Origin of the sequence: Nonomuraea sp. NPDC050310 (assembly GCF_040655795.1) — a bacterium.
Taxonomy (GTDB): Bacteria; Actinomycetota; Actinomycetes; order Streptosporangiales; family Streptosporangiaceae; genus Nonomuraea.
Map to the genome: position 1 here is coordinate 98,509 of NZ_JBFAKP010000016.1, position 25,708 is coordinate 124,216.

A 25,708-nucleotide genomic window follows, 5' to 3' on the forward strand; every position below is an offset into this window, starting at 1 on the left:
AACGGTGAGCGGCGACCCCGGCAAGTGCTTGCCGAACAAGGTTCTATTACGCTGTGCCGGATGACGACGACCGGAGCCGACTTCCTGCGGGCCATCGCCGAGGGGACCGTCGAGTCCTCCCCCCACCTGCGCCACCTCGGACTGCGCCTGACCTCGGTCGAACCGGGGCGCGTGGTGCTCGGCTGGCTGCCCGGCGCGGAGCTGACCAACCGCTCGGGGGTCGTGCACGGCGGGTACATCGCCACCGCCCTGGACGACGCCTGCGGCATGGCCTGCGGGAGCGCGGCCGACCGGCCCACGCTGCACCTGACCATGAACCTCAACGTCGACTACCTGCGCCCGGTGCAGGCAGGTGAGCCGCACACGGTGACCGGCTGGGTGGAGCATCGGGGCCGCACCCGGCTGCTGACCCGCGCCACCGTGACCGACGGCGAGGGGCGGCTGTGCGCGCAGGCCACCTCCAGCCTCACCCCGAACAGGGCGACCCGGCCGAGCTGACCCGGGCCGGGACACAGATCCACCACCTCGCGGGCCGGGCCGGTGCGCCCGGCTCCTGGGGTGGCGCGGATCAGATCCGGCGGCGCCAGACGTCGATCACCAGGATGGGCCGCATGCCGGCCGAGGTGTACAGGCCGAGCGCCGGGGTGGTGTTGTTGGAGTCGACGTGCAGGATCGTGCCCTTCCTGCCACGCGCGGCGTCCTCGGCGAAGGCCGTGCGGAGCAGGTAGCGGCCCAGGCCCAGGCCGCGGAAGGCCGGGAGCACGCCGAGCGTGGCGACGTAGCCGCACTGCTCGTCGGGGGCGAACTGGTTGTTGGACAGCAACACCGCCGCCGGCTGCCCGTCGACCTCGGCCAGCACGGCCTGCTCCCAGTCGTTGGCGCTGGAGCCGTCGCGCCGGGCGAACCAGTCGTCGAAGTCCACCTTGGCGAAGCCGAAGTGGTCGGCGAAGGAGTCCTGGTGCACCTGGTGGATCCGCCGGCGCACCTCGTCGGTGGTGCCCCGGTGCAGCGTGACGCCGGCCGGGGCCTCGGGCGCGGCGACCCGCCCGCCGGGGGCGGCGTCGGCGAAGTCGATGCGCATGCGGTGGAAGCTGGTCCCGGACTCGAACCCGTGCCGGCGGACCACCTCCCGCTTGGCCTCGTCGGCGCGGTAGACGCCGATGTCGAGCGTGGCGCCCTCGTGGCCGAGCTCGGTGGTGATCTCCTTGGCACGGTCCAGGACCATGGCCCAGAGCCGGTCGGTGAGCTCCTCGGAGCCCGGCCGCACGACCACGTCCAGGTCGATCTGGTCGCTGGCGCCCTTGCGGCGGGCCCAGGCCCAGCCGACGAGCGTGCCGGCCGCGTCGTGCACGAGCCAGCCGTCGCGCTCGCGGTCGAAGCCCGGCTCGTCGAGTTCGTCGGCGACGTCCTCGACGGTGGCGTCCACGAAGCCGATGACGCGGACGTCGCAGTCGCGGATGAGGTCGAAGACGGCTTCGGCGTCCTCGGGCCGCGGCCTGCGGAACTGATAGGTATCCATGCCGGTGATTGTGCCCATCGTCCTGGTTGATCCGCCTCTGGTTTTCGGGGGTGCTATCCTGTCCCGCCGTCACGCCCGGTAGCATCGGTGGCGTGCTGCGCATCGAAGTCGGCAATCCGGACACCACGACCGTACGGCTGGCGTTGAGCGGCGACCTCGACTTCACCTCCGTGAGCGAGCTCTCCGATCTCACGCTGGCCGACGGTCTTCACCGGCTCGACGTGGACCTGTCGGGCCTCGACTTCATCGACTCCTCCGGGCTGGCCGCCCTGATCCGGCTCTACCACCAGGCCGAGGAGGCGCACGCCGTCTTCCAGGTGACCGCGCTCACCCCCTACCTGCGGCATCTGCTGCACACGACCGCGCTCGACCGGCTCTTCCGGCTGCCGCCCGCCTGACACGAGTGGGGCTGGAGGTGGTTGGGACCCCCCTCCAGCGGGCAGGGGAGGCCCGTGGAGGCGACAATCGCGCTGAGGCTGCCGAGAGACGCGGCCAGCGTTCCCCTGATCCGACAGATGCTCGACGCCGCGCTTCGCTCGCTCGGCGTCGTTCCCGATATCCGAGACGACATCGAGCTGATGTTGACCGAGGCGTGCTCGAACGTGATCAAACACGCCGACCCGAGCGACGAGTACACGGTGAGCGCGACCGTGCACAACGCGCTGTGCGTGATCCGGGTGATCGACACCGGCGACGGCTTCGACCCGCACCGGCTGCGTGAGGCCGCTCCCGGGGCCGAGGGCGGGCGCGGGGTGCAGATCATGCGTGCCCTCGCCGACGACGTGCGCTTCGACAACCGGCGCGAGCACGGCGCCATCGTCTGCCTGGAGAAACGGCTGAGCTTCCTGCCCGACGCCCCGCTCAAGGCCGGCTGAGCCCGAATCCCTCGCGGCCCGACCCCCTCGCGGCCCGACCCCCTCGCGGCCGCCCGGTCAGTCGGGCAGGCCGTCCAGGCGGCGCAGGATCACGCCCTCGCGCAGCGCCCACGGGCACAGGTCCAGCCGGTCCACCTCGAACAGGTCCATCGCCGCGTCGGCCACGATCGCCCCCGCCGCGAGCTGCGCGGCCCGGCCCGCCGACACGCCCGACAGCTCCGCCCGCTCCCGCGACCCCAGCCCGACCAGCTTGACCGCCCACTCGGCGACGCTTTCGCGCGTCAGCGAGCGCGGCACGTACTGCCCCTCGTGCGAGGGGGCCGCCCCGGCGATCCTGGCGAGCTGCTTGAAGGTCTTGGACGTCGCCACCACCCGGTCCGGCTGCCCGTAGCGCGCCACCCCGCCGACCGTGCGGGCGATCTCGGCCCGCACGTGCTTGCGCAGCTTGCGCACCTCCTCGGCCGGCGGCGGGTCCGCGGTGAACCAGTCACGGGTCAGCCGCCCCGCGCCCAGCGGCAACGACACCGCCACGTCCGGCTGCTCGTCGACGCCCGCGGCGATCTCCAGGGAGCCGCCGCCGATGTCGAAGGCCAGCAGCCGCCCCGACGACCAGCCGAACCAGCGCCGCACCGCCAGGAAGGTCAGCCGCGCCTCGTCCTGCCCGGACAGCACCTGGATGTCCAGGTCGCAGCGCTCGTTGATCTCGGCGAGCGCCTCCTCGCCGTTGGCCGCCTCGCGCACCGCGGAGGTGGCGAAGGCCATGAAGTCCTCCACGCCCTTGTCCTCGGCGATCTGCTGGGCCTCGGCCACGAACTCCCCCAGCCGCTGCACGGCGGCCGCGGCCAGCCGGTTGCCGTCCTCCAGCAGCTCCGACAGGCGCAGCTCGGCCTTGTGCGAGTAGGCGGGCAGGGGCCTGGCCCCGCGGTGGGCGTCCACCACGAGCAGGTGAACCGTGTTCGAGCCGATGTCCAGGACCCCTAGTCGCATGGCGGCACGCTATCGCCCCGCCTGCCGTACTGCGAAAGTGAGGGCGAAGTGGTCCAAACTCCCAGGCAGGACGGCAGGCAGGCGGGGGCCGGCGAACTGGCGCTCGCGCAGCAGCTCGGTCAGTTCGGCGGTGGCCAGCTCGGTCGCGAGGTCGCGGCCGGGGCAGGCGGCGTGCCCGGCGCTGAAGGGCACGCCGGTCGGGGCGCCGGGGGCGAAGCGGTCGCCGCCGGCCTCCCGGTTGACGTAGGGGACGTGCACGGCGACCGTCGCGCCGTCGGGCGCCGTGCGCAGGATGATCGGCGTGGTCGGCCACAGGCGCACGGACTCCAGCACGCTCTCCCGGATCGGGGCGCCGGGGTGGGCGGCTAGCAGGGCCAGGGCGCGGTAGGCGGCGATGCCGACCGCGTCCATGGCGAACAGCCAGTGCGGGACCTGGCCCTCGGCGTGCAGTTCGGGGTCGGCCGGGGTGGCTGCGGCGCGGGCGGCGAGGCTGCCGGGCTCGGCGCGCTCCAGGTGCGTGCGCAGCCGGCGCTCGAAGCGGGACCGCACGTCGGTGCGGTGGCCGCGCAGGTAGGACCAGTTGGCGTCGCCGCGCAGCCGGTTCAGCATCCAGGTCAGCGCCTCGTCGTCGCGGGCGCCGTCGCCGAGCACGACCCGGCGCGCGATGCGCCAGTGCACCGCGGAGAAGGCGTCCCAGGTCAGCCGGCCGTACCGGGGCAGCGTGCGCAGCTCCTGGCGGGCGATCTCGCCCAGCACGCCCGGATCGGACGCGGCCAGGACCCGCTCGTTGAAGGCCCGGCGGCGGGCGCGAAGCCCGGGATCGCGGGTGGCCAGCACCCCGTCGGGCTGGAAGTGCGCGAGCGCGCCGGTCTTCTCCCTGGTCGCCGGGTGGTGGGCCGGGTCGGCCAGCACGCGCTCGACGTCGGCGGCGGCCAGCGGCAGGATCAGCGGACCGCGCCCCGGGAGGGGCACCACGAGGGGGCCGTCACCGTACCGCGCGCGCATCCGCCGCAGCAGCCTGGTCGCGCGCCCGTCGGCGTCGGCGAGGGCCGCCAGCCACACTCCGCTCCGGCGTCGCAGGATCACTCCCTGCAGCAGTGGGGGTGCCATGACCTGGGCGGCGAGCCGTACCGACGCCGGAAGGGAGGCCCGCGGCAAGGACTTGGCAGACATAGGGCACGACTACCCCCACCGGCAGTCCCGACACCCCGGCGCGCGGCCATAGTCTGATCGCATGCGATTGCTCATCACCGGCGGGGGCACCGGAGGACACACCTATCCGGCGCTGACCACCCTGTCCGCTCTCCAGAAGCGAGGCGTCCCGCACGACGTGCTCTGGGTGGGCACGGCCAACGGCCTGGAGGCCAGGATCACCGCCGAGCACGGCATCCCGTTCAAGGCGATCACCACCGGGAAGCTGCGCCGCCGGCCCAACCTGCGCGAGCTGGGCACCAACCTGGCCGACCTGTTCCGCATCCCGCTCGGCGTCAGCCAGGCCATCGGCCACTGCGCCCGCTACCTGCCGGACGTGGTGCTGTCCACCGGCGGGTATGTGGCGGTGCCGATCGGCCTGGCCGCGAAGATCATCCGGCGGCCGCTGGTCATGCACGAGCAGACCACCGTGGTCGGGCTGGCCAACCGCATCCTGGCCCGCTTCGCCACCCGCATCGCGCTGAGCCACCAGTCGTCGGTCGAGCACCTGCCGGCCTCGGTGCGCGACCGGGTGGTGGTCACCGGCAACCCGGTCCGTCCCGAGCTGCTGCGCGGCGACCGGGCGGCGGCCTACGACCACTTTGGGCTGACCTTCGAGGTGCCGGTCATCTACGTGACCGGCGGCGCGACGGGAAGCCTGCAGATCAACACGCTCATCGCCGAGCTGCTGCCCCGGCTGCTGCCGCACGCGCAGGTCGTGCACCAGTGCGGCCCTGCCTGGATCGACCGCATGCGCGCGGTCGAGCTGCCGCCGGAGCTGGCCGAGCGCTACCACCCGCTGCCGTACGTGGGCTCCGAGCTGCCCGACCTGTTCGCGGCGGCCGACGTGGTGATCTCGCGCAGCGGGGCCGGCACGGTGTCGGAGCTGACCGCGATCGGCAAGCCCTCCGTGCTGATCCCGCTGATCCCGACCGGCGGCGACGAGCAGCGCAAGAACGCCGCCTACCTGGCCGAGGCGGGCGCGGCCCGGGCGCTGCTGGAGCCGAAGCCGAGCGCCGACCTGCTGCTGGCCGAGCTCATGCCGCTGCTGGCCGACCCGGAGCTGCGCGCCTCGATGGGCAACGCCGCGCGGGCGCTCGGCCGGGTGGACGCGGCCGACGCCCTGGCCCAGCTCCTGCTCGACGCCGCGCAGCTTCCGCCGGCACCCGCCGCGCACGCGGCGGGCGGGCCTCAGGCGCCGGGCTCGAGGTAGCCGAAGGCCTCGCGGGCGGAGCTCACGCTCCGCCTCAGGGCCTGCTCCAGGTCGCCGGCGTCGTCGGCGAGCCGGTCCAGTTCCGGTACGGCTCCCGCCCCGGCCTCGGCGACCAGCTCCTCGTACTCCGGCAGCCGGCTGCGCAGTTCCTCGACCTGCCGATGGGCGTGGAAGGCGGCCTCGGCCTCGGCGACGTGCTCGGCGTAGCGTTCCAGCGCCTCCACCCGGGCCACCACCGCCTCCTCGCTGCTGTCCAGCGCGCGGGCCAGCGGTTCGGCGACCGCGGCGAGCTCGGCGGTCATGCCCTGGGAGACGGTGTCGCGATGCTTGCCGCGCAGGTCCGACAGCTTGGCCAGCAGCCGCGCGATCTCCCACTCCTGGGCGGGCAGCATCACCGAGTTGCGCACCGAGTCGAGCAGGCCCTCCCGGTTGACCTCGGAGTCGGTGATGGACACCACCGCCCAGCGGGCCCGCTGCAGCAGCCGCCGGGCCGATTCGTCGAGGTCGGAGCCGAGTACGTAGCGGCCTTCGTACCAGCGCGCCTGGTCGTAGACGTGCCGGTGCTGCTCGGCCTCCTCCTGCACCGACTGGCGGGCGAAGTAGCCGAGGAAGACGGCGAGCGCGATGATCACCACGATCATGGAGCCGTTGATCGCCATCCCGGCCAGGACCAGCAGCCCGCAGACGAGCGCGACGACGGCCAGGTCGGGCACCCTGCCGACCAGCCGTTTGCGCCGCCCCTCCGGCACCCAGCCCGTGCGGAACCTCGCTAACAGCTCCCCGTTCTCCCGGAGCAGCCGCGCGTCGTCCTCTGGCACTCCTGGATCAATCACGACATCCATTACCGAGCGATCCTATGGCGGTATCGAGCGCGATGTCAGCCGTCCAGGTAGCGAAAGGCGTCCTTCGCGGAGTCCAGGGTGCGCCGGAGCACCCGATCGAGCTGTCCGGCGTCGTCGGCCAGGCGCTCCAGTTCGGGGACGTTCCCGGCCCCGACCTCGGCGACCAGTTCCTCGTACTGCGGCAGCCGGCTGCGCAGTTCCTCGACCTGCCGGTGGGCGTGGAAGGCGCGCTCGGCCTCGGCGACCCGCTCGGCGTACCGTTCCAGGGCCTCCACGCGGGCCACCACGGCGGCGTCGCTGCTCTCCAGCACCCGGCCGAGCGGCTCGGCGACGGCGGCCACCTCGGGGACGGTGCCCGCGGCCAGGGTGCGTTCGTGCTTGACCCGCAGCGCGGAGAGCTTGGCCAGCAGCCGGGCGATCTCCCACTCCTGGGCGGGCAGGGTGACCGCGTTGCGCGGGCCGTCCAGCAGCCCTTCGGCGTTGACCTGCGAGAAGGTGACCGAGCGCACGGCCACCCTGGCCCGGTGCAGAACGCGCAGCGCGGGCTCGTCGAGGTCGGTGGCCAGCACGTAGCGGCCCTCGTGCACCCGGGCCCGCTCGTAGACCGCGCGGTCGGCGCACGCCTCGACGTCCTCGTCGTCGATGGGCTGGTTGATGAAGGCGGCGGTGAAGATGATGAAGCCGATGAAGCCGAGGATGGTCAGGCCCGGGCCGGTTCTGGCCAGCCCGATGAAGATCATCAGCGTGCTGACCGCGAGGAAGCCCAGTAACCCCATGATCAGCGCGCCGGCCAGGCCCACCCGGCGCGAGCGCGGCCGGGGCCGCCAGCCGGCCCGCATGCGAGCCAGCAGCTCGGTGTGCTCCCGCAGGAGCCGGGCGTCCTCGGCGGGGACGAGCGGGTCGATGACGACGTCCATGGAGGTCACCTCTCCAGATAGCGGAAGGCGTCCCTGGCCGACCGGACGCTGCGGCGGAGCGCCTGCTCCAGCCGGTCGGCGTCCTCCGACAGCCGGGCGATCTCCGGCTCGATGTAGTCCTGGGCGCCGGTCTCGGCCAGCAGTTCCTCGTAGCGGGGCAGCTTGGCGCGCAGCGCCTCGATCTGGTGCTGGGCCCGGTAGGCCCGTTCGGCCTCGGCGACGTGCCGGGCGTAGCGTTCCAACGCCTCCACCCGCGCCACGACGGCGGCCTCGCTGCTGTCCAGGGCTCGCGACAGGGGCTCGGCGACCGCGGCCACCTCGGCGGTCACCTCCCCCGACACCAGCTCGCGGTGCTCGGTGCGCAGCCCCGACAGCTTGCCCAGCAGCCGGGCGATCTCCCACTCCTGCGCCGGGAGCATCACCGCGTTGCGCGCGTCGTCGAGCAGGCCTTCCTCGTTGACCTGGGAGTTCATGACGGAGTCGACGGCCACCTGCGCGCGGCGCATCAGCCGGATCGAGGGTTCGTCGAAACGGTCCAGCAGGACGTAGCCGCCGCGGTGCTCGCGGGCCTGCTCGTAGACCTTCCACTCGGCCTCGGCGCGTCTGTCGGCCTCGCTCACCGGGTCGCCCTTGACCAGCGAGCCGAAGAACAGCAACGACAGGCCGAGCATCACCAGCGCGAAGGGCGCCAGGATCGTCGCGTCGAACAGCACCAGCGCCATGAACAGCGCGCCCAGCGCGGCGATGACCCGCGCCACCTTCCATCCCGTGCGGGCCACGGCCCGTCTCCGGTCGCGCACCGGCTCCCAGCCGTTGCGCATCCTGGCTAACAGGGGCGCGTTCGCACGCAGCACTGCCGCTACTTCCGGAGGCACCTCCGGGTTCACTACCACGCTCGAGCCACGTCCCGCCACGTGCAGCCCCCAACGTTCCGGGTATTTCGGATACTACGGATCGATCTGGGCGAATGTCAGCCCTTTATATGCCCGAACGTTGACCGTGAAACACCGGATTCGCCGGGCGGCGCGGCAACCAGCCCCGATGCGGGCGCGGCGGGCGGCGGGAGGGCCACGCCCCCGATAACATGACGGAAATATCATGTCTTGCGGGGGTGGCCATGGAGCTGTGGAACAAAGTGGTGCTCGTGACCGGCGCCTCCTCGGGCATCGGCGAGGCCACGGCGCGCGAGTTCGCCCGCGCCGGGGCCAAGGTCGCCCTCGTCGCCCGGCGCGAGGACCGGCTCAAGTCCCTGGCCATGGAGATCGGCGAGCCGGCCTACGTCTATCCCGCCGACCTGTCCGACCCGGACTCGGTCGTCGAGCTGGCCAAGCGGGTGCGGGCCGAGCTCGGCGTGCCTGACGTGATCGTCAACAACGCCGGGGCGGGGGCATGGCTGTTCGTGGACGAGACCACGCCGCACCAGTTCCGCGAGCTGGCCGCCGTGCCGTACCTCGCCGCGGGCTACGTGACCACCGCCTTCGCCGGCGACATGGTACGGCGGGGCAGCGGCCGGATCGTGGTGGTGAACTCCCCCGTCTCGCGCATCGCCTGGCCCGGCGCGTTCGGCTACGCCGGGGCCCGCTGGGCGCTGCGCGGCCTGGTCCGCGCCCTGGAGGCGGACCTGCGCGGCACCGGCGTCGGGGTGACCGAGGTGATCCCGGGCAAGGTGTCGAGCGACTACTTCCTGGCCAACCCCGGCTCGGAGGAGCGCATCCCGCGCATCGCCGCGCTCATCCCCGAGGTGACGCCGGAGCAGGTGGCCCGGGCGCTGGTGAACGCCACCCGGCGGGGGCGCTCGCGCACGCAGTTGCCGTTCATGCTCCGGCTCTTCCTCGGGCAGAGCTGGGCCGCGCCCCGGCTGACCGACTGGATCGCCGGCATGACCGGCGCCCGCCGCTGAGGCTCGCCCCCGTCGGCCGCCCGCCGTACGGGACCGCGCCTATTTGCGGCGCGAGATGGCCACACCGGCCAGGCACAGCGCGCCGCCGGCGAAGGTGAGCCAGCCCGGCACCTCGGCCAGCACCACCCACGACATCGCCACCACCAGGGCGGGCACCACGTAGGTGGTGGCGCCCATCTTCCCGGCGGTGGTGCGGGCCAGCGCGTAGGCCCAGGTGGTGAAGGCCACGGCGGTCGGGAACACGCCGAGGTAGACCAGGTTGAGCGTCGCCGACAGCGGCGCCTTGGCCGCCTCCTCGACGAGCTGCCCGGTGAACGGCAGGCAGGCGACCGTGCCGACGAGGCAGCCGAAGGTGGTCACCTGCAGCGCCGAGGCGACCCGCAGCGCGGGCTTCTGCGCCAGCACCGCCACCGCCCAGGACGCCGCGGCGACCAGGCACAGCACCACACCGAGCACCGAGGAGTCCGCGCCGCCCGACTTGGAGACGCCGACCACGACCGCGCCGGCGAAGGAGACGGCCATGCCGGCCAGGAGCTTGCCGGGGAAGCCCTCCTTGAGGAACCACCCGGCCAGCAACGCGATCAGCAGCGGGCCGATGTTCACCACCATCGCGGCGGTGCCCGCGTCCACCAGTTCCTCGCCCCAGTTGAGCGCGACCATGTAGACGCCGAACCAGAGCACGCCCGAGACCAGGATGCCCGGCCACGCCGCGCGCGGTGGCCAGCCCTCGCGGCGCAGCAGGAGGATGACCACGAGCGTCACCGTGCCCGCCAGCAGCCGCCCGAGCGCCAGCGCGCCGGGCGAGTAGGACTCGACCGCGACGCGGATGCTCACGAAGGCCGAGGCCCACAACACCACGGTGACCCCGGCCGCGAGCAGCGCGCGCCGGTCCGTCCTTTCGGCAACCTGATTCATAGGGGCACGCTAGCGGGCCGATGTTTCGATCGGTGACGAAGGGTGCACGACGTCCGGTTTTCGCCACCAGGCGTGCGGCGGGTACCATACAGCCGTTCCACCTCAGGCTTAAGGGGCCCGCGACGTCACCTCCAGTGACGGAGCCAGTGGGACAGCTCGGCGCGTCCTTAGCGCCGGGCTCTCGCGGGCCCCCTTCGACCATTTCTCGTTCCTTGGCGGCCCGTGCCTGTTCGCACCAAGGTTCAAAGGAATGACGATGGTCCCGCGATTCGACACGATCGCCGTGCTCCGCACCGCCAAGGCTCTGCTGACCTTCACCGTGGGCGGTTTCGCCCTCCTGGTGGTCTTCGGCAACCTGACCGACTACGGCACCAACTTCGAGTTCGTCCGGCACGTGCTGGCCATGGACGCGCAGAAGCCGGAGCTGGCCGCGGTCAGCCAGATCAACTACCGCTCCATCCCGTGGACGTGGGCGCACCACGCCGCCTACATCGGCGTCATCGTCACCGAGGCGCTCATCATGGTCACCTGCCTGGTCTCGGCCTGGCAGCAGGCCAGGGCCATCGGCAAGGACGACGCCGCCTTCCACGCCGCCAAGCGCTGGGGCGTGGCCGGCTGCACCCTCGGCCTGCTGCTGTGGTTCTTCGGCTTCCAGGCCATCGGCGGCGAGTGGTTCGGCATGTGGATGAACGGCACCTGGAACGGCATCCCCGACGCGGTGCGGCTGTGCACCTACATCGGCGGCGTGCTGATCTTCCTCTCGCTCCGCAACGACCGGCGACAGGACGCCTGAGCCGCCGGCATCCGCCAAGATGGAGCCGTGGACACTTTCCGACTGCTCGCGCCCCTGCACCTGCCGCCGGCCGCCGAGCTGGCCGATGCCGTACGCCGGACACCGCTGGCCCGCGCCCTGCTGGAGCTGGAGGGCCCGCGCGAGCTGGCCCTGCGCACCGGCCTGCTGGAGGCGGAAGGCGGGCCCGGCGGCGAGCTGGAGGTGCTGCGCGACGGGGCGCCGGAGGAGGTCCTGCGGCTCTGGTCGGAGGTGAGCTTCGTCGCCGTGCACCCGGCCGAGCTCGGCACCGAGCAGGACGCGGTCACCCTGGCCGAGCTGTTCCTGCTCGGCAGCTCGACCGAGCCGCCGGGCGAGGTGCTGGCCGGGCTCGGCCTGGTCACACCCGGCGGCGGGCTCACCCCGCTCGGGCAGTGGGCCGGCCGCCGCGTCTTCGCCAGCCTCACCGGCCAGACCGTGCCGGTCTTCGGCTCGCTCGCCGACCGCGACGCACCCACCCTGCTGTACGGCCTGCGGTCCTACTCCGAGGACGAGCGGCGCGAGGAGGTCCGCGGCTGGCTGGAGGGCCGCGACCCGGCCAAGGCCGCCCAGGCCATCGCCACCGTCCTGGCCGACGTCAGCCCGCTGGCCCGCACGGTCGGGCTGCAACTCCTGCACGCCGAGCTCGGCGAGGAGGGCGTCGAGGCGCTGCGGAGCCTGCTGCCCTCGTCCAAGGTCGGCGCGCTGGCCGCCGCCCGGCTGGGCGTGGAGCGCGACTCCGCCGCCGAGGAGATCGCCTGGGTGCTGGTCGACATGGCCGCCTCGCTGCTGGAGTACGGCGGCGACAGCGAGCAGGTGGTCGCCGCGATGGCCATGGGCATGAACCCCGGCGAGCAGGTCGAGACCATCGCGATCCTGCCCTTCGGCGGCCACGCCGAGACCGAGCGCGTGCTGCTCACCCTCGTGGAGGGCCACCCCGACCCGGCCGTGGTGGCCGCCGCCCGCAAGGCCCTGCGCCGCGCCCGCGGTCTGGCCGAGGGGTAGGGTGAGGCCCCATGCACCTCATCTTCCCGCGCGCTGACGCCGTCCTGGGCGAGGTCTTCGGCTGCGAGTGCGGTGCCACGCTGTCCGGCCGGATGCCCGCCGAGCTCCACGCCGCCGAGAACCAGCTGTGCACCGTCTGCCTGGGCAGCGCCCGCGAGGAGCTGGCCCCCGGGCTGGTGCGCGGCTGCTCGGCGTGCGCCGGCACCGGGCGGCGCCGCGAGCAGATCACCTGGCAGCTCGCGCACACCGAGGCCGAGCAGCTCATCACCGTGCCGCTGGTGCGGTCGGTGATCTCCGGGTACGAGGGCAGCTTCCGGCTGTCCGAGATCGCCGACGCGGTCCGGTCCGGGCTCGGGCTGCCGGCCGGGCGGCTTCCGGTCGGGCCCCGGGTCCGCGACATCCTGCTGCAGCTCCAGTTCTGGGGCGAGATCGTGATGGTCTCGGCGCCCGACGAGCTGGTCGACGACGTGCCGACCTTCCTCTACCGCGACCCGAGCTGGCAGCGGGCGCGCACGCTCAGCGGCTGACGCGGCCTGCCCGGCGGCTGAGGCGGCCTGCCCGGAGCCTGAGCCGGCCTGCCCGGCGTCAGTCGCGGCAGATGACCTCGCCGTGCAGGATGGCCAGCCAGCCGTCCGGCTCCTGCGCCCAGGCCGCCCAGCCGGCGGAGATGCGCCGCAGGTCGGCCTCGGTGGCGGCGCCGGTGGCCAGGGCCTGGGCGGCCATGTCCGAGCTGAGGACACGCTCGGCCCACATCCCGCCCCACCAGGCTCGGTCGCCCTCGTCGGCGTAACACCACACCGAGGCGCTCGGCTCGACGCTGCCGAAGCCGGCCTCGCGCGCCCAGGAGAGCAGGCGGCGGCCCGCGTCCGGCTCGCCGCCGTTGCTGCGGGCGACCTTCTGGTAGAGCGCCAGCCACTCGTCCAGCTCGGGCAGCAGCGGGTACCACGCGAAGGCCGCGTAGTCGCTGTCGCGGGCGGCCACCACGCCGCGCGAGACGCGGCGCATCTCGCGCAGCGCGCCCACCGGGTCGGCGACGTGCTGCAGCACCTGGTGGGCGTGGACCACGTCGAAACTGTCGTCGGCGAAGTCGAGGGCGTGCACGTCGGCCACGGCGAAGTCCACGTTGGTCAGGCCGCGCCGCTCCACCTCGGCTCGGGCCAGGTCGAGCGCTTCGGGCTTGACCTCGGAGGCGGTCACCCGGGCGACGTGGCCGGCCAGGTCGGCGGTGATGGTGCCGGGGCCGCTGCCGATGTCGAGCAGGGTGTGCTCCGGGGACAGGTGCGGCAGCAGGTAGGCGGCGGAGTTCGCGGCGGTGCGCCAGCGGTGGGAGCGCAGGACCGATTCGTGGTGGCCGTGGGTGTAGGTCATGACGATCACGCTAGTGCATGTCCCATATTTCGGGAAATATCGTCTTACATGATGGACGCCAGCCATTCCTCCGCTGATCGGGCCACGCTCGGCCTGCCGTACAGGCGGGTGCTGTGCGCGGTGCCGGGCACCACCCGCACCTCGGCGAACGGCTGTAGCGGCAGGCTGTGCTCGGGCGGCACGAACTCGCGGGCGGAGTGGTAGAAGACCATCGGCGGGCTGCCGGGGCCGGCGTGCGCGGCGACCTCCATGCTCCGCCAGACCCACGGGCAGCGGCGCGGGCGGCAGCCGGCCAGCGCCACCGCCGAGCGGCCCAGCCGGCCGCCGGCATCGAAGGCGAGGTGCGGCGAGGTGACCGGCGAGAAGGCGAGCACGCCGCGCAGGCCCCGCGGCCCCGAGCGGTGCACCGCGGCCGAGGCGGCGATGTGGCCGCCGGCCGAGAAGCCCACCAGCGCGTAGCGGCCGGGGTCGAAGCGGAAGCGGGCCGCGTGCCGGCGGGCGTAGGCGACGGCCCGCAGCGTGTCGTCACGCTGCGCGGGCCAGCGGGCGGCGCCGGACAGGCGGTAGTTCAGGTTGAACACGGCGTAGCCGAGGTCGGCGAAGCGGGCGGCCACCGCGGCCAGGGCGCTCTTGTCGCCCTCGGACCACCAGCCGCCGTGCACCAGGAAGATCCCGGGGCGGCGGCCGCTCGCGCCGGGGAGCACGTCCATGGACTGCGTGCCGTACGACACGACCGTGGTGCGGGGACCCGCCGGCGCGGAGGGAAAGGCCAGCGTCACGACCACGAGCAGGGCGGCGGTGAAGCTCACGCGCGCCAGAATCCCACCGCCCCGGCTCCCGGCGCGCCTTCAACCACCCCTCCGTGCTGCCGTACGGCGGTCCTGGCGCGACGAGCGGTCAGACCCGTTTCGGCTCGTAGGTGGCGGGAAGGGGCGAGCAGATGATGAGGAACCTGCTCCGAGGCGCCGCCGCCGGCAGCATGGCCACCACCGCGATGAGCACGGTCATGCTCGCCGGAGACCGGCTGGGCCTGATGGGAGAACAGCCGCCGAAACGGATCGTCCGCCGCGTCCGGGGCGGCAAGGCCAGCGACGCCGCCGCGATCGCGGGCCATTTCGGCTTCGGCGCGGGCGCCGGGGCGCTCCTGAGCCTGCTCAGCCGCGGCCGCAGCGTGCCCGGCTGGCTCGGCGCCGCCTACGGCCTGGGCATCTGGGCCGCCTCCTACCAGGGCTGGCTGCCCGCCATCGGCGCGATGCCACCGGCCCACCGCGACCGGCCCGGCCGCCAGGCGGTCATGATCGCCGGCCACCTCGTCTACGGGGTGACGCTGGCCCGGTCCCTGCGAAAGGCGACATGATGAAGGCGCTCACCTGGCACGGCAAGCGCGACGTGCGGGTCGAGGAGGTCCCCGACCCGCAGATCAAGGAGCCCACCGACGCCATCGTCAAGGTCACGACGACCGCGATCTGCGGCTCCGACCTGCACCTGTACGAGCTGCTCGGCCCGTTCCTGGGCGAGGGCGACATCCTCGGGCACGAGGCGATGGGCATCGTCGAGGAGGTCGGCTCCGACGTCGGCCACATCAAGCCCGGTGACCGCGTGGTCGTGCCGTTCGTCATCTCCTGCGGGCACTGCTTCATGTGCCAGCGCGAGCTCTACACCCAGTGCGAGACCACGCAGGTCAAGGAGCACGGCTCGGGCGCCGCGCTGTTCGGCTACACCCGGCTGTACGGGCAGGTGCCCGGCGGCCAGGCCGAGTACGTGCGCGTCCCGCAGGCCCAGTTCGGGCCGGTCCCGCTGCCCGCCGAAGGGCCGGACGAGCGCTTCGTGTACCTGTCCGACGTGCTGCCCACCGCCTGGCAGGCCGTGCAGTACGCCGACCTGCCCGCCGAGGGCGGCAGCGTCACCGTCTTCGGGCTCGGCCCGATCGGCCAGATGAGCGTGCGCATCGCCCGCCACCTCGGCCACCGCGTCATCGCCACCGACGGGGTGCCCGAGCGGCTCGCGCTGGCCCGCCGCTACGGCGCCGAGGTCATCGACGCCCGCGAGGGCTCGGTCGCCGACCGGGTGCGCGACCTCACCGGCGGGCGCGGCACCGACTCCGTGATCGACGCGGTCGGCATGGAGGCGCACGGCTCGCCCGTCGCCAAGCTCGGGCAGGCCGTCACCGGCCTGCTGCCCGACGCCCTGGCCGCCCCGCTCATGCGCAACGCCGGCGTCGACCGGCTGGCCGCGCTGATGGAGGCCATCGAGGCGGTACGGCGGGGCGGGACGATCTCGATCGTCGGCGTCTACGCCGGGATGGCCGACCCGATGCCGATGTTGCGGCTGTTCGACAAGGGGATCACGCTGCGGATGGGGCAGGCGCAGGTCAGGCGGTGGATCCCGGCGCTCATGCCGCTCGTGCTGGAGGAGTCGGACCCGCTCGGCGTCATGGACCTGGCCACGCACCGGCTGCCGCTGTCGCGGGCTCCTGAGGCGTACTCGATGTTCCAGCGCAAGCAGGACGGGGCCATCAAGGTGCTCTTGACACCGTGACGGACATTGACAAGAGGGCGGGCTTCCGGGCCCGCCCTCTTTCGTGCGCCTGCTCTCATCCGCCGTGCGTTTTGGGCCGTGCGTTGGGGCCGTGCGTTTGGGGCCGTGCGTTTGGGGCCGTTTTGTCGTGCCGGTCTACGGGCGGGCGCCGACGCCGGTGCTGAGCTCGCTCAGGCGGCTCGGGTGGGCCTCCAACGGCGGGGTGTTCATGCCCGCGCCGCCCGCCAGCCCGTCCACCAGCTCGCCCACCGTCTCCATCGAGCTACGGCGAGCCCGCCACCCCAGCTCGTCATGCGCCCGCGTGATCGACATGACCGGGATGTTCATCAACATCTCGAACATCCCCGGCGACGCCGGCACCAGCCGCGCCCGCCAGGCCGCCGCGACACCCTGCCGAGCCGCCCACGCCGGGAGCGGCACCAGCTTGGCCCCGAGGATCTCGGCCAGGTCCGCCGGCGTCAGCACCGGATCGGCGGCCAGGTTGAACGCCCCGCGCACGTCACTCCCGAGCGCCAGCCGGTAGGCCTCGGCGACGTCGTCGGCGTGCACGGCCTGGACCCGCAGGCCCGGGATGTCCGGCAACACCGGCACCGCCTTCACCAGCCCGCCCGGCAGGAACGGCCCGGCGAACAGCCGCCGCTGGTGGCTGGCGGCCTCCCGCTTGAAGATGAACCCCGGCCGCATCCGCACCACCCTGGCCTGCGGGTGGTCGCGCTCGAAGATGTCCAGCAGCCGCTCGACGTAGGCCTTCTCCCGGGAGTAGGCCGAGTTGGGCCAGCCGTGGGTGGGCCACGACTCGTCCACCTCGCGGCCCTCCGGGCCCGGCGAGTACGCGCCCACCGAGGAGGCGACGACCAGGGTGGGCACGCCCGCCTTGGCCACGGCGTCGATCACGCGCGCGCTGCCCAGCGCGTTCGCCCGCCAGGTCACCACCGCGTCGCGGGTGGGCTGCAGCAGCCACGCCAGGTGGACCACCGCGTCCGCGCCCTGGAAGATCTCGGCCAGGTCCGAGCTGGCCACCTCGGCCTGGCGCCACTTGGTCTTGCCGCCCGGGTTCCAGGACGGCAGCCGCCGGGCCAGGCCCAGCACCTCCGTCACCGACGGGTCGCGCTCCAGGGCCTTGACCAGGCTCGTTCCGACGTTTCCGGTCGCTCCGACCACCACCACTCTCATGCCTGTCGCCTGCCCACACCGGCCCGCGCTACTCCCACCGGCTGCGGCGTGACCGGTCTTTTGGCGGAGTACGGGCCTGCTGTGGAAGCGCCCTTTTGGGGAGTGGGGGACCCCCGGCGGCGGCGGCCTTCCAGGGCGTCCGCGGCCGACGGTGAGAGCCGCCGTCGGCCAGTTCGGGGCCCGCGGTGAGAGCCGCCTTCGGGGAGCTCGCGACCCGCTGGGAGCCGCCTTCCGGGGAGTTCGGTGCCCGCGCTGGGAGCCGCCTTCCGGGGGTCCGTGGCTGCCGTCGGGACCGGTTTTTCGTGGAGTGCGGGACTGTCGGTGGCCGTCGCTAGAGTCGCGCCATGGTCACCGTCGAGGATGTCCGGCGTCTCGCCGTCACCCTGCCCCGCTCCTCCGAGCACCTGATCCGCGACCGGGTCAAGTTCCGCGTGGGCAGCATCGTCTACGTCGCCTTCTCCCGCGACGAGACCATCATGGGCTTCGGCTTCCCCAAGGAGGAGCGCGAGGCCCTGGTGGCGGCCGAACCGGACAAGTTCATGCTGCCCGGCGAGTCCGACATGCGCTTCCACTGGGTCCACGCCCGGATGAGCGCCCTCGACGAGCAGGAGATGCGCGAACTGGTCGTCGAGGCGTGGCGGATGTGCGTGCCCAAGAAGATCCGGGTACTGATCGACGACCAGGGTCGTCCGGTGCCGCAGACATGACCGTTGACCGCGGGCCTGCGTCCGCTGAGGGAAGGATTGCATCGATATGAGCCATCGGCACCACACCATCGACTACATCGAGCTCGGCAGCCTCGACCTGGAGCGCGACAAGCGCTTCTACGGCGAGGCCTTCGGCTGGGAGTTCAACGACTACGGCCCGGGCTATGCCGGCATCCGTTCCGCCGACGGGACCGGGGAGGTCGGCGGCCTGCGCGCCGACGAGACGGTCAAGCAGGGCGGCCCGCTGGTCCTCTTGTTCTCCACCGACCTCGACCGGTCGGTCGAGGCCGTCACCAAGGCCGGCGGCACCGTGGTCAACGGCCCCTACCCGTTCCCGGGCGGCCGCCGCTTCCACTTCACCGACCCCAGCGGCAACGAATTGGGCGTCTGGTCCGAAGCCACCGAGGACTCCCACTAGAGGCTCCCGCTGGAGCGCTGCCCCTGGAGCGCTGCCGCTCGAGCGCTCCCGCTCGAGCGCTGCCTCTAGAGCGCTCCCGCTAGAGGGCTCCCGTGCGACCGCGCACTGCGACAGGCCCCAGCACGTCCATCCGACCCCGCGCCCGCGCCCCAGTTGGAGGCTGCCGTCTCCACCGGGGCGGTCGGTTGGAGCCGCGGTTAGAGCCCCATCCTGGCCCAGCCGGGGATCTGCGGGCGGCGCTGGGCGCAGGCGGCCGGCGCTTCTGCCGAGGGAGGGCCTAGGCGACCCGGTAAAGGCCCGTACCTGGGTGTTGGGCGGAGGCCGGGGTCAGAGGAGGGATCGGTAGAGGGCGGCGGTGAGGCGGTTGATCCTCTTCACCGAGTCGGTCCAGGTGCCGCCCGCCGGGTGGGCGGTGAGCAGGACCAGGATGTAGCGCTCCCCCGGCCCCACCAGGCCGGTGGTATGCAGCACCGGCCGCCCGAGATCCGGCACGCTGGCCGTCCGCCCCGCCAACTCGCCACCGCTAGCCGTCCGCCCCGCCAGCTCCCCGCCGCTGGCCGTCCGCCCCGTCAGCTCGCCGACACTGGCCGTCCACTGCGTCAGCTGGCCGGCACCGCCCTTCCGAGGGGCGACGATGTGGGCCGCCGCTACGGCGGGTGCCACCGGCTGAGCGGCGGGCAGCGGCTGGGACTGGGTGGTGGCGGGCTGGCCGGTGGCGGGCTGGGGCTGCGGGGAGGTGCGCTGGGTCTTGGTGGAAGGGGGCTGCGGGGTGGTGCGTTGGGTGGCGGGGGTGAGGGAGTGGGTGGTGCTTCGGGTGGCCTTGCACTTGACCGGGGGCACCGTGCCGAAGCCCGACCACCCCTGCTTGACCGCCCAAGGCCGTGGGACGGCGGAGGGGATGCCGAAGGTCTGGTCGAAGCCGTCGGTCCCGCACGGGGTGGCGGCACGAAGGTGGCCGAGGACGAGCTGCCGGATGTCGGGGCGGGCGGTGTCGAGGAGGTAGCGGTAGGTGGTCACCACATCCCGGGCACTGAAGGAGACGTACCCCCAGAAGCCGGGCTTGGCCGCGGGCGGCGGGGTGGTCTCGGTCAGGCCGAGCTTGCGCGCCATCCGCACCACGATCTGCCCCTTGCCTCCGCGGTTCCAGAAGGCCGAGGCGGCGTCGTCGTCGCTGGAGCGGAGCATGACCTTGAGGAGTTCGAGGTCACCAGCGCTCACCTTCTTCGTCCGCTCCAGAAAGTCGACCGCAAGCAGGATCTTGATCACCGAGGCGGAGCGGAACTGGCGGCGGGCGTTGCGGTGGGCCACGATCTTCCCGCTCTGCCGGTCGAAGACCACGTAGCCCGCGGTCGTCCCCGGCGGCACCCGGGGCGGCGCCACGGACACGGCGTGAGCGGGGCTGCCACTGGCGAGGACGGCGGCGGCGAGCAGCGGAAGGCCGAGGAGGGCTGGCGAGCGGCGCATGTCGGCCATTCCTATCAGAGTTGTGAAATATCAGCACTCGGGACGATCGGCTCACAGGTGTGGAATATGGGCACCGGGGACGGATCAGCGCAGAGCTGTGGAATATCGGCACCCCGGGACGAATCAGCGCGGAGTCGTGAAGTATCGGCACCCGGAGCGATCAGCCGACCAGGGTCCCGGCGTAGTAGGTGACGACGGCGGCGAGCAGGACGATGAGGAGTTGCCGCAACGCCCCGAAGACGATGTTCCGCCCGCTCGACCGCGCCACGACGGCGCCCACGCCCAGCCCGGCCAGCCCGGTCCCGGCGATGGAGGCGATCACCGCCCCGGTGCCACCGGCGAAGAACCAGGGCAGCACCGGCACCAGACCACCGACCGTGAACAGCGCGAACGACGAGATGGCCGCCGTCCAGGGCGAGCCGAGTTCGCCGGGGTCGATGCCGACGATCCGCCGCGCGGAGACGGCGAACAGGCTCTCCTCGGTCGCGGCGGCCTCCCGGGCGGCGGCTTGCGCGGTCTCGCCGGAGAAACCGGCCTTGCGGAGCGAGGCGGCGAGCATCGAGGCGAGCGCGTCCGGGGCCGAGCGGACGAAGCCCCGCAGTTCCTTCAGCACCCCCTTGAACAGCTCGACCTGGGCGGTGACGGAGATCCACTCCCCCGCGGCCATGGACACCGCCCCGGCCAGCAGCCCGGCCAGGCCGGCCAGCCGTACCGCCGTGGGAGAGGAGCCGGCGCCGGCCACGCCGAGGATCAGGCACAGCACGCTGACCAGGCCGTCGTTGACGCCCAGCACCGCCGCCCGTGCCCCGCCCTGCTGCACCTGGTCGGCGCGGCGGGCGAGGTCGCCGATCGGGACGCCCGGCGGCGGCTGGTCGTCTGGGTGCTGGGTCACAGGGGGCGAGATTTCCGGCCCCGGCCCGCCACAAGCCCCGGCCGCGGTAAAACCCCGCCCGGAGGGCCGGAAGCACGATCGGACGGGAAGCACGAGGGCGGGGAAGCACGAGGGGTCGGGAAGCACGATGGGCCGGGAAGCCCGATGAGCCCGGAAGCACGAGGGGCCGCAGGGTCGCTCTCGGCCAGAGACACGGCGGGACGCGCATGGTTGCTCCCGGTCGGGAAGTACGGCGGGGCTCGCGCGGTTGCTCCCGAAGGGGACGATCCAGGCACCCTGGCACGGCGAGCCACCGAAGCGGCACACCGCGTGACAGGATGCCAAGGGCCCCCGACGCCGGGCCGAACCGCGGCCCGGTCCTTTGCGTAGGAGCAGATATGGACCTTGCGGACATCGGTGTGACGGGTTTGGCGACCATGGGGCGCAATCTGGCGCGCAACCTGGCCCGGCACGGGTACGCCGTGGCGGTGCACAACCGGAGCAACAGCCGGACCGACCACCTTGTGGAGCAGTACGGGTCTGAGGGCACGTTCCTGCCGTCGCGGGATGTGCGGAGCTTTGTGGAGTCGCTGAGCCGCCCCCGCCGGGCGATCATCATGGTGAAGGCGGGCGCGCCCACCGACGCGGTGATCGAGGAGCTCGCCGCGGTGATGGAGCCCGGCGACATGATCGTCGACGGCGGCAACGCGCTGTACTCCGACACCCGGCGACGCGAGGCGGCGTTGCGCGATCGCGGCATCCACTTCGTCGGCGCGGGCATCTCGGGCGGCGAGGAGGGCGCGCTCAACGGGCCGAGCATCATGCCGGGCGGCTCGCCCGAGTCGTACAAGGCGCTCGGGCCGATCCTGGAGGACATCTCGGCCAAGGTGGACGGCGTGCCGTGTGCGACGTACGTCGGCCCGGACGGTGCCGGACATTTCGTGAAGATGGTGCACAACGGCATCGAATATGCCGACATGCAGCTCATCGCCGAGGCGTACGACCTGCTGCGCCAGGCCCTGGGCGCCTCGCCCGAGGAGCTGTCCGGCGTCTTCCGCGAGTGGAACCAGGGCGATCTGGGGTCCTACCTGATCGAGATCACCGGCGAGGTGCTCGCCCAGGTGGACGCCGAGACCGGCAAGCCCTTCGTGGACGTCGTACTCGACCGCGCCGAGCAGAAGGGCACCGGCCGCTGGACCGTGCAGAGCGCCCTCGACCTGGGCATCCCGGTCACCGGCATCGCCGAGGCGGTCTTCGCCCGAGCGCTGTCCGGCCACCCCGAGCAGCGCGCCGCCGCCCGGCCGCTGGAGGGGCCGGAGCTGACCGGCGTGGCCGGGCGCGAGCTGATCGAGGACGTACGGCAGGCGCTGTACGCCTCGAAGATCGTCGCCTACGCCCAGGGCTTCGACCAGATGGCCGCGGCGTCGAAGGAGTACGGCTGGGACGTCGACCTGGGCGCCATGGCCACGATCTGGCGAGGCGGCTGCATCATCCGGGCCCGCTTCCTCGACCGGATCCGCGAGGCCTACGACGCCCAGCCCGACCTGCCGACCCTGCTGGCCGCGCCGTACTTCGCCGGCGCCCTGGCACTCGCGCAGGACGCGTGGCGGCGGGTGGTCACCACCGCGGTGTCCATCGGCGTGCCGGTGCCCGGCTTCTCCTCCGCGCTGGCCTACTACGACGCGCTCCGGCGCGAGCGCCTCCCGGCCGCGCTGGTGCAGGGCCTGCGCGACTACTTCGGCGCGCACACCTACCAGCGGGTCGACCGCGAGGGCGCCTTCCACACCGACTGGTCCGGCGACCACCGGGAGTACCCCGCCTGAGCCCCGGCTCAGGTCAGCCCGGTGAACATCGGGTGAAACCGGTTGCCCACGGAGCCCGCCTGCCCTTCGCTGGCCCCGTGGACAACGCGGTCACCGTGTACGAGCAAGTGGCGAAACGCCCCACCGGCGAGCTGTCGCACGAGGGCAACCGGGTCCCGGACGTGGCCGTGCTGGGCGGCGGCAGGCTGGTGGTCGCCTGGCGGGCCGGCGTCCCCGACCCCGTGGACCCGGCCCCGGCCGACCAGGGCTCGATCCTGGTCGGCCGCTCGTCCGACGACGGCCGCACCTGGACCGTCGGCGTCCTGGCGAAGGCGAGCGCCCAGCACCGCTACCACTACGTGATCCTCCTGCACGACGCCGGCGTCGTGCACGCCTTCCTGGGCCGCATCACCGTGGCCCGGGACCGCGACCCCGCCGGGAACGTCGACGGGTTCCCGGTCGAGCTGGTGGCCAAGCGCAGCACTGACGCGGGGGCCACCTGGACGGACTTCCCCGTCGAGACCGACGTGCCGCCCAACGGCCGTGGCGTCGTCCTGGCGGCCCGCCCCCTGCGCCACCGGGGGGACTGGCTCCTGCCGTACTGGCAGCAGGGCGGCGCGGGCGTGCTGCGCTCGGCGGACCTGCGCACCTGGCGGCGCGGCGGCCTGGCCCGCGCCCCGCGCGGCATGGGGGTCGAAGAGCCACAGGTCGTCGTCTCCCAGGACGATCCCGGCACCCTGCTCATGGTCGCCCGGACCCTCGACCTGTCCGGCGGCAGCACGCCGGCGGAGAAGGACGCGCACTACCGCCGGCACGCCTGTTACTCCCTCACCGCGACCAGCACGGACGGCGGAGCCACCTGGTCACCGATGACGCTCGACCGCAACCTGCCGAATTTCTACGTGAAGGGCTTTTTCACCCGCGACGCCGACGGTCGCTACGTCGCCGTCTACAACACTCTCGGCGGCCCGTTCCAGGGCGAGCGGCCCGACCGGCACCGCGAGGTGCTGCACGTCAAGGTCAAGGAGCCCGGCCGGCCGTGGAGCCCGGGGCGGCTGTTCGCCGACGGCCCCCGGCTGACCACCGGGGCGGCGCGCGGCTGGGACGTCTACGCCAGCGCCGACGAGGAGGCGCCCGGCCGGTTCGTGGTGGTCTGGGAGCACAACCAGACCGCGATCAAGCTGGCCCGCCTCGACGTCACCCGGGTCTTCACCGGCCTGCACCGGCCGGAGCTGCTCCCCCGGCACTTCCTGCTCACCGTGGGCGCCGGCCCCGTCGAGCTGTCCACCGGCCGGCACCTGCTCGCCGCCGAGGGCCCGGCGCGGTTCGTGGTGCGGGACGGCGTCGCCGTACAGCCGGAAACCGGGGCGCGGCTGCGCCTGCCGGCCAACCCCGGGCCGCCGCGGTGCACCGGCCCCGCAGAGGCCGCGGAGGTCCTCGCGGCCTGGACCGAGGAGGTACGGCTCAGCGGCCCGGCCTCGGTGTCGCAGCCGATCGCGCGCTGCGACTTCGGCGTCGAGTTCCGGGGCGAGGTGACACGCGGCGCCCGGCTCGACCCGGCGACCGGCCGCGGGGTGTGCCTGGGTGTCAAGGTGGCCAACGGCGCGAAACGCCTCATGCTCGCCGTACAGCCGGACGGCGTCTGGGCGATCGTGAAAGGCTCCTCCGGCTGGACCCGCGTGCTCGCCGGGCCGATCGCCGGCCCGGCCGTCTGGCGGGTGGCCGTGGACAGTGCCGGTGCGGCCGTCCTGCTCCGCGACGGCCGGCCCACCGGCGCCGCCTGGGTGGTCGGCGACAGCGGCGAGCGCCCCCACGCCGCCCACTGGACCAGCGCCTCCGCCGCCTGCCGGATCACCTGGAGCATCGTCACGGCCCCCTGCTCCCCTCAGCCCTGAGCCCTGCCCCGGGTGTCAGCTCGGCGGCCGGGTCATCAGCCCGCCGCCGGGATTGGCGACCGCGGTGACCAGGCAGTAGCCGACCGGCCCGTGCAGATCGTGCAGCGTGCAGTGGCCCGTGGCGATGCCGTCGGCGCTGAGGTGCCCGCTGGACTCCAGCCCCAGCTCGGGCGTGCTCGGCGTCCGGCTGAGCGTCAGGGTGTAGTCGGCGTTGATGAAGTGCAGCCCGGCGCTGCCGCTGTTGGCCAGCGGGCTGGCGAAGTCGGCGGCCAGCGCGGCCCGCACCAGCGGCGACAGCGGCTCCTCCGCCACCAGCGGGTACAGCTCGCGCATCCAGGCCCGCTTGGGACCGGTGCCGGTCCACTCGGTGAGCGGCCACATCTCGAACGGCGGGAACTCCCCCATCCGCGGCGCGGGCCCCTCCGGCGGCGGCTCCGCCCAGGCGGGCGTCGGCGCGACATGCCCGGGCGGCTGCTCGCCCTCCCGCAGGAACACCACGCTCGCCCGCCCGAGCGCCCCCTGCGCCGAGCTGATGGTCACGTCGGCGACCCGGATGCGGCGCCCGTCACGCACCCGGACCGTCTCCACGGCCAGCGGCAGCAGGGCCGCGTTCCGGAACAGGTCGACTGTCAGCCGCGCGGCCCGCAGCCCCGGCTCGGCGTGCTCCAGTTCGGCCGCCCGTGCCGCCAGCCCGCCGAGCAGCCGTCCGTGCAGCATCTCCGGCGACCAGGGGCCGCGCGCGTGGGGGGCGGGGACGAACTCGCCCGCCTTGAGGGTGAAGAAGGCAGTCACAGAACGATATTCTAGTGACTCCGGCTCTCCTGCGGGACTCCCCTGGCGCACGGGCCAGGCGGCGGGCCTGGCCTCTTGGTCAAGCAGCGGACCCGGCGCTTGGGTCAGGCGGCGGACCTGGCGCTTGGGTCAGGCGGCGGACAGGCAGAACAGGTGGCCCTCCGGGTCCCGGACCACCGTCCAGTTCCCGTCGCCCGGCTGGTGTTCCGGCAGGGTCGCGCCGAGCTCCTGCAGCTCCTTCACCGTCCGCTCCACGTCCTCCACGGCCAGGTCGAGGTGCGCGTGCTTGCCCGCCTCCCCCGGCCAGGCGGGCGGGCTGTAGCCGGGGACCCGCTGGAAGCTGAGGGTGACCGGCCCGCCCTGCAGGCTCGCGAAGTCGGCGTCGCTGTAGCCGATCTCGCCCCCGAGCACCTTCTGGTAGAAACCGGCCAGCTCCGTGGGGCTGGCGCAGTCGATGACGATCGCGGAAATCTTGTTCATGGGGCCAAGCCTCGCCCGGCCGCCGGGC

Annotated in this window: 28 protein-coding genes; 14 read left to right on the forward strand and 14 right to left on the reverse strand. The window is 73.3% G+C overall.

Going from position 1 to position 25,708, the window contains the following annotated elements; translation table 11 throughout:
* Positions 1-60 precede the first annotated feature (60 nt).
* A complete protein-coding gene (locus AB0I67_RS30190; RefSeq protein ID WP_357930163.1) occupies positions 61-498 on the forward strand; it encodes a PaaI family thioesterase in 438 nt (145 codons plus the stop codon).
* 70 nt (positions 499-568) lie between these two features.
* Here the strand turns inward: AB0I67_RS30190 and AB0I67_RS30195 are convergent, their stop codons facing one another.
* Positions 569-1,519, reverse strand: coding sequence for an N-acetyltransferase (locus AB0I67_RS30195; protein WP_357930165.1), 951 nt, complete (start codon positions 1,517-1,519; stop codon positions 569-571).
* A 92-nt stretch (positions 1,520-1,611) separates the two neighbouring features.
* On the opposite strand from AB0I67_RS30195, the gene AB0I67_RS30200 reads away from it, so the two are divergent.
* Both AB0I67_RS30200 and AB0I67_RS30205 read left to right on the forward strand, forming a co-directional pair.
* Positions 1,612-1,917 carry an STAS domain-containing protein gene (locus AB0I67_RS30200; RefSeq protein WP_357930168.1) on the forward strand — a complete coding sequence of 102 codons (306 nt, stop codon included), beginning with the start codon at positions 1,612-1,614 and terminating at the stop codon, positions 1,915-1,917.
* Between the two features lie 54 nt (positions 1,918-1,971).
* Positions 1,972-2,394: an ATP-binding protein gene (locus tag AB0I67_RS30205; protein WP_357930171.1), complete on the forward strand. Its 423-nt coding sequence runs from the start codon at positions 1,972-1,974 to the stop codon at positions 2,392-2,394.
* A gap of 57 nt (positions 2,395-2,451) precedes the next feature.
* On the opposite strand, the gene AB0I67_RS30210 is transcribed toward AB0I67_RS30205, so the two are convergent.
* The gene (locus AB0I67_RS30210) at positions 2,452-3,381 is read right to left on the reverse strand and encodes a Ppx/GppA family phosphatase (protein WP_357930173.1); all 930 of its coding nucleotides are present in this window, start codon (positions 3,379-3,381) and stop codon (positions 2,452-2,454) included.
* Positions 3,382-3,390: 9 nt separating this feature from the next.
* Complete coding sequence (locus AB0I67_RS30215) at positions 3,391-4,554, reverse strand: hypothetical protein (RefSeq protein ID WP_357930176.1); 1,164 nt, start codon at positions 4,552-4,554, stop codon at positions 3,391-3,393.
* 61 nt (positions 4,555-4,615) lie between these two features.
* Between AB0I67_RS30215 and AB0I67_RS30220 the strand changes: the two genes are divergently transcribed.
* Entirely contained in the window at positions 4,616-5,785 is a 1,170-nt protein-coding gene (locus AB0I67_RS30220) for a UDP-N-acetylglucosamine--N-acetylmuramyl-(pentapeptide) pyrophosphoryl-undecaprenol N-acetylglucosamine transferase (RefSeq protein WP_357930179.1), read from the forward strand.
* Here the strand turns inward: AB0I67_RS30220 and AB0I67_RS30225 are convergent.
* Genes AB0I67_RS30225 through AB0I67_RS30235 form a run of 3 tightly spaced genes read right to left on the reverse strand, consistent with a single transcriptional unit; the run spans position 5,764 to position 8,398 of the window.
* A complete protein-coding gene (locus tag AB0I67_RS30225; RefSeq protein ID WP_357930182.1) occupies positions 5,764-6,627 on the reverse strand; it encodes a hypothetical protein in 864 nt (287 codons plus the stop codon). The two genes, AB0I67_RS30220 and AB0I67_RS30225, sit on opposite strands and share 22 nt — an antisense overlap.
* A 35-nt stretch (positions 6,628-6,662) precedes the next feature.
* Positions 6,663-7,544, reverse strand: coding sequence for a hypothetical protein (locus tag AB0I67_RS30230; RefSeq protein ID WP_357930185.1), 882 nt, complete (start codon positions 7,542-7,544; stop codon positions 6,663-6,665).
* 5 nt (positions 7,545-7,549) lie between these two features.
* Positions 7,550-8,398 carry a hypothetical protein gene (locus AB0I67_RS30235; RefSeq protein ID WP_357930187.1) on the reverse strand — a complete coding sequence of 283 codons (849 nt, stop codon included), beginning with the start codon at positions 8,396-8,398 and terminating at the stop codon, positions 7,550-7,552.
* A gap of 263 nt (positions 8,399-8,661) precedes the next feature.
* Between AB0I67_RS30235 and AB0I67_RS30240 the strand changes: the two genes are divergently transcribed.
* Positions 8,662-9,444, forward strand: coding sequence for an SDR family NAD(P)-dependent oxidoreductase (locus AB0I67_RS30240; protein ID WP_357930190.1), 783 nt, complete (start codon positions 8,662-8,664; stop codon positions 9,442-9,444).
* Between the two features lie 39 nt (positions 9,445-9,483).
* On the opposite strand, the gene AB0I67_RS30245 is transcribed toward AB0I67_RS30240, so the two are convergent.
* Positions 9,484-10,359 carry a DMT family transporter gene (locus tag AB0I67_RS30245; protein WP_357930192.1) on the reverse strand — a complete coding sequence of 292 codons (876 nt, stop codon included), beginning with the start codon at positions 10,357-10,359 and terminating at the stop codon, positions 9,484-9,486.
* 256 nt (positions 10,360-10,615) lie between these two features.
* On the opposite strand from AB0I67_RS30245, the gene AB0I67_RS30250 reads away from it, so the two are divergent.
* The 3 genes from AB0I67_RS30250 to AB0I67_RS30260 are packed head-to-tail and all read left to right on the forward strand — an operon-like array spanning position 10,616 to position 12,699.
* Positions 10,616-11,152: a DUF2165 domain-containing protein gene (locus tag AB0I67_RS30250; protein WP_357930195.1), complete on the forward strand. Its 537-nt coding sequence runs from the start codon at positions 10,616-10,618 to the stop codon at positions 11,150-11,152.
* A gap of 27 nt (positions 11,153-11,179) precedes the next feature.
* Positions 11,180-12,172: a hypothetical protein gene (locus AB0I67_RS30255; RefSeq protein ID WP_357930198.1), complete on the forward strand. Its 993-nt coding sequence runs from the start codon at positions 11,180-11,182 to the stop codon at positions 12,170-12,172.
* 11 nt (positions 12,173-12,183) lie between these two features.
* On the forward strand, positions 12,184-12,699 hold the full coding sequence (locus AB0I67_RS30260) for a hypothetical protein (protein WP_357930201.1): 516 nt from the start codon (positions 12,184-12,186) through the stop codon (positions 12,697-12,699).
* A 58-nt stretch (positions 12,700-12,757) separates the two neighbouring features.
* Here AB0I67_RS30260 and AB0I67_RS30265 read toward each other — a convergent pair whose 3' ends face one another.
* Positions 12,758-13,540, reverse strand: a complete 783-nt coding sequence (locus tag AB0I67_RS30265; protein WP_357930204.1) for a class I SAM-dependent methyltransferase — start codon at positions 13,538-13,540, stop codon at positions 12,758-12,760.
* 44 nt (positions 13,541-13,584) lie between these two features.
* Entirely contained in the window at positions 13,585-14,349 is a 765-nt protein-coding gene (locus AB0I67_RS30270; RefSeq protein WP_357930206.1) for an alpha/beta hydrolase, read from the reverse strand.
* A 131-nt stretch (positions 14,350-14,480) separates the two neighbouring features.
* Between AB0I67_RS30270 and AB0I67_RS30275 the strand changes: the two genes are divergently transcribed.
* Positions 14,481-14,897, forward strand: a complete 417-nt coding sequence (locus AB0I67_RS30275; RefSeq protein ID WP_357930209.1) for a DUF6789 family protein — start codon at positions 14,481-14,483, stop codon at positions 14,895-14,897.
* Positions 14,897-16,078 (forward strand): zinc-dependent alcohol dehydrogenase, encoded by a 1,182-nt coding sequence (locus tag AB0I67_RS30280; RefSeq protein WP_357930405.1) that lies wholly within the window; start codon positions 14,897-14,899, stop codon positions 16,076-16,078. Before AB0I67_RS30275 ends, AB0I67_RS30280 begins: the two co-directional genes overlap by 1 nt.
* Before the next feature lie 135 nt (positions 16,079-16,213).
* Here AB0I67_RS30280 and AB0I67_RS30285 read toward each other — a convergent pair whose 3' ends face one another.
* Positions 16,214-17,251 (reverse strand): NAD-dependent epimerase/dehydratase family protein, encoded by a 1,038-nt coding sequence (locus tag AB0I67_RS30285; RefSeq protein WP_357930212.1) that lies wholly within the window; start codon positions 17,249-17,251, stop codon positions 16,214-16,216.
* Positions 17,252-17,595: 344 nt separating this feature from the next.
* Between AB0I67_RS30285 and AB0I67_RS30290 the strand changes: the two genes are divergently transcribed.
* Positions 17,596-17,958 (forward strand): MmcQ/YjbR family DNA-binding protein, encoded by a 363-nt coding sequence (locus tag AB0I67_RS30290; protein ID WP_357930215.1) that lies wholly within the window; start codon positions 17,596-17,598, stop codon positions 17,956-17,958.
* 46 nt (positions 17,959-18,004) lie between these two features.
* Entirely contained in the window at positions 18,005-18,376 is a 372-nt protein-coding gene (locus AB0I67_RS30295; protein WP_357930217.1) for a VOC family protein, read from the forward strand.
* A gap of 327 nt (positions 18,377-18,703) precedes the next feature.
* Here AB0I67_RS30295 and AB0I67_RS30300 read toward each other — a convergent pair whose 3' ends face one another.
* Together AB0I67_RS30300 and AB0I67_RS30305 are read right to left on the reverse strand one after the other, a co-directional pair.
* Entirely contained in the window at positions 18,704-19,840 is a 1,137-nt protein-coding gene (locus AB0I67_RS30300) for a hypothetical protein (protein ID WP_357930220.1), read from the reverse strand.
* Between the two features lie 160 nt (positions 19,841-20,000).
* Complete coding sequence (locus tag AB0I67_RS30305) at positions 20,001-20,732, reverse strand: VIT1/CCC1 transporter family protein (protein ID WP_357930223.1); 732 nt, start codon at positions 20,730-20,732, stop codon at positions 20,001-20,003.
* Positions 20,733-21,109: 377 nt separating this feature from the next.
* Between AB0I67_RS30305 and gndA the strand changes: the two genes are divergently transcribed.
* Together gndA and AB0I67_RS30315 are read left to right on the forward strand one after the other, a co-directional pair.
* Entirely contained in the window at positions 21,110-22,534 is a 1,425-nt protein-coding gene (gndA, locus tag AB0I67_RS30310; RefSeq protein WP_357930226.1) for an NADP-dependent phosphogluconate dehydrogenase, read from the forward strand.
* A gap of 77 nt (positions 22,535-22,611) precedes the next feature.
* Positions 22,612-24,408 (forward strand): sialidase family protein, encoded by a 1,797-nt coding sequence (locus tag AB0I67_RS30315; protein WP_357930228.1) that lies wholly within the window; start codon positions 22,612-22,614, stop codon positions 24,406-24,408.
* 15 nt (positions 24,409-24,423) lie between these two features.
* Here AB0I67_RS30315 and AB0I67_RS30320 read toward each other — a convergent pair whose 3' ends face one another.
* Complete coding sequence (locus AB0I67_RS30320; RefSeq protein WP_357930231.1) at positions 24,424-25,200, reverse strand: acyl-CoA thioesterase domain-containing protein; 777 nt, start codon at positions 25,198-25,200, stop codon at positions 24,424-24,426.
* Positions 25,201-25,329: 129 nt separating this feature from the next.
* Positions 25,330-25,680 carry a VOC family protein gene (locus AB0I67_RS30325; RefSeq protein WP_357930234.1) on the reverse strand — a complete coding sequence of 117 codons (351 nt, stop codon included), beginning with the start codon at positions 25,678-25,680 and terminating at the stop codon, positions 25,330-25,332.
* Between the last annotated feature and the right edge of the window lie 28 nt (positions 25,681-25,708).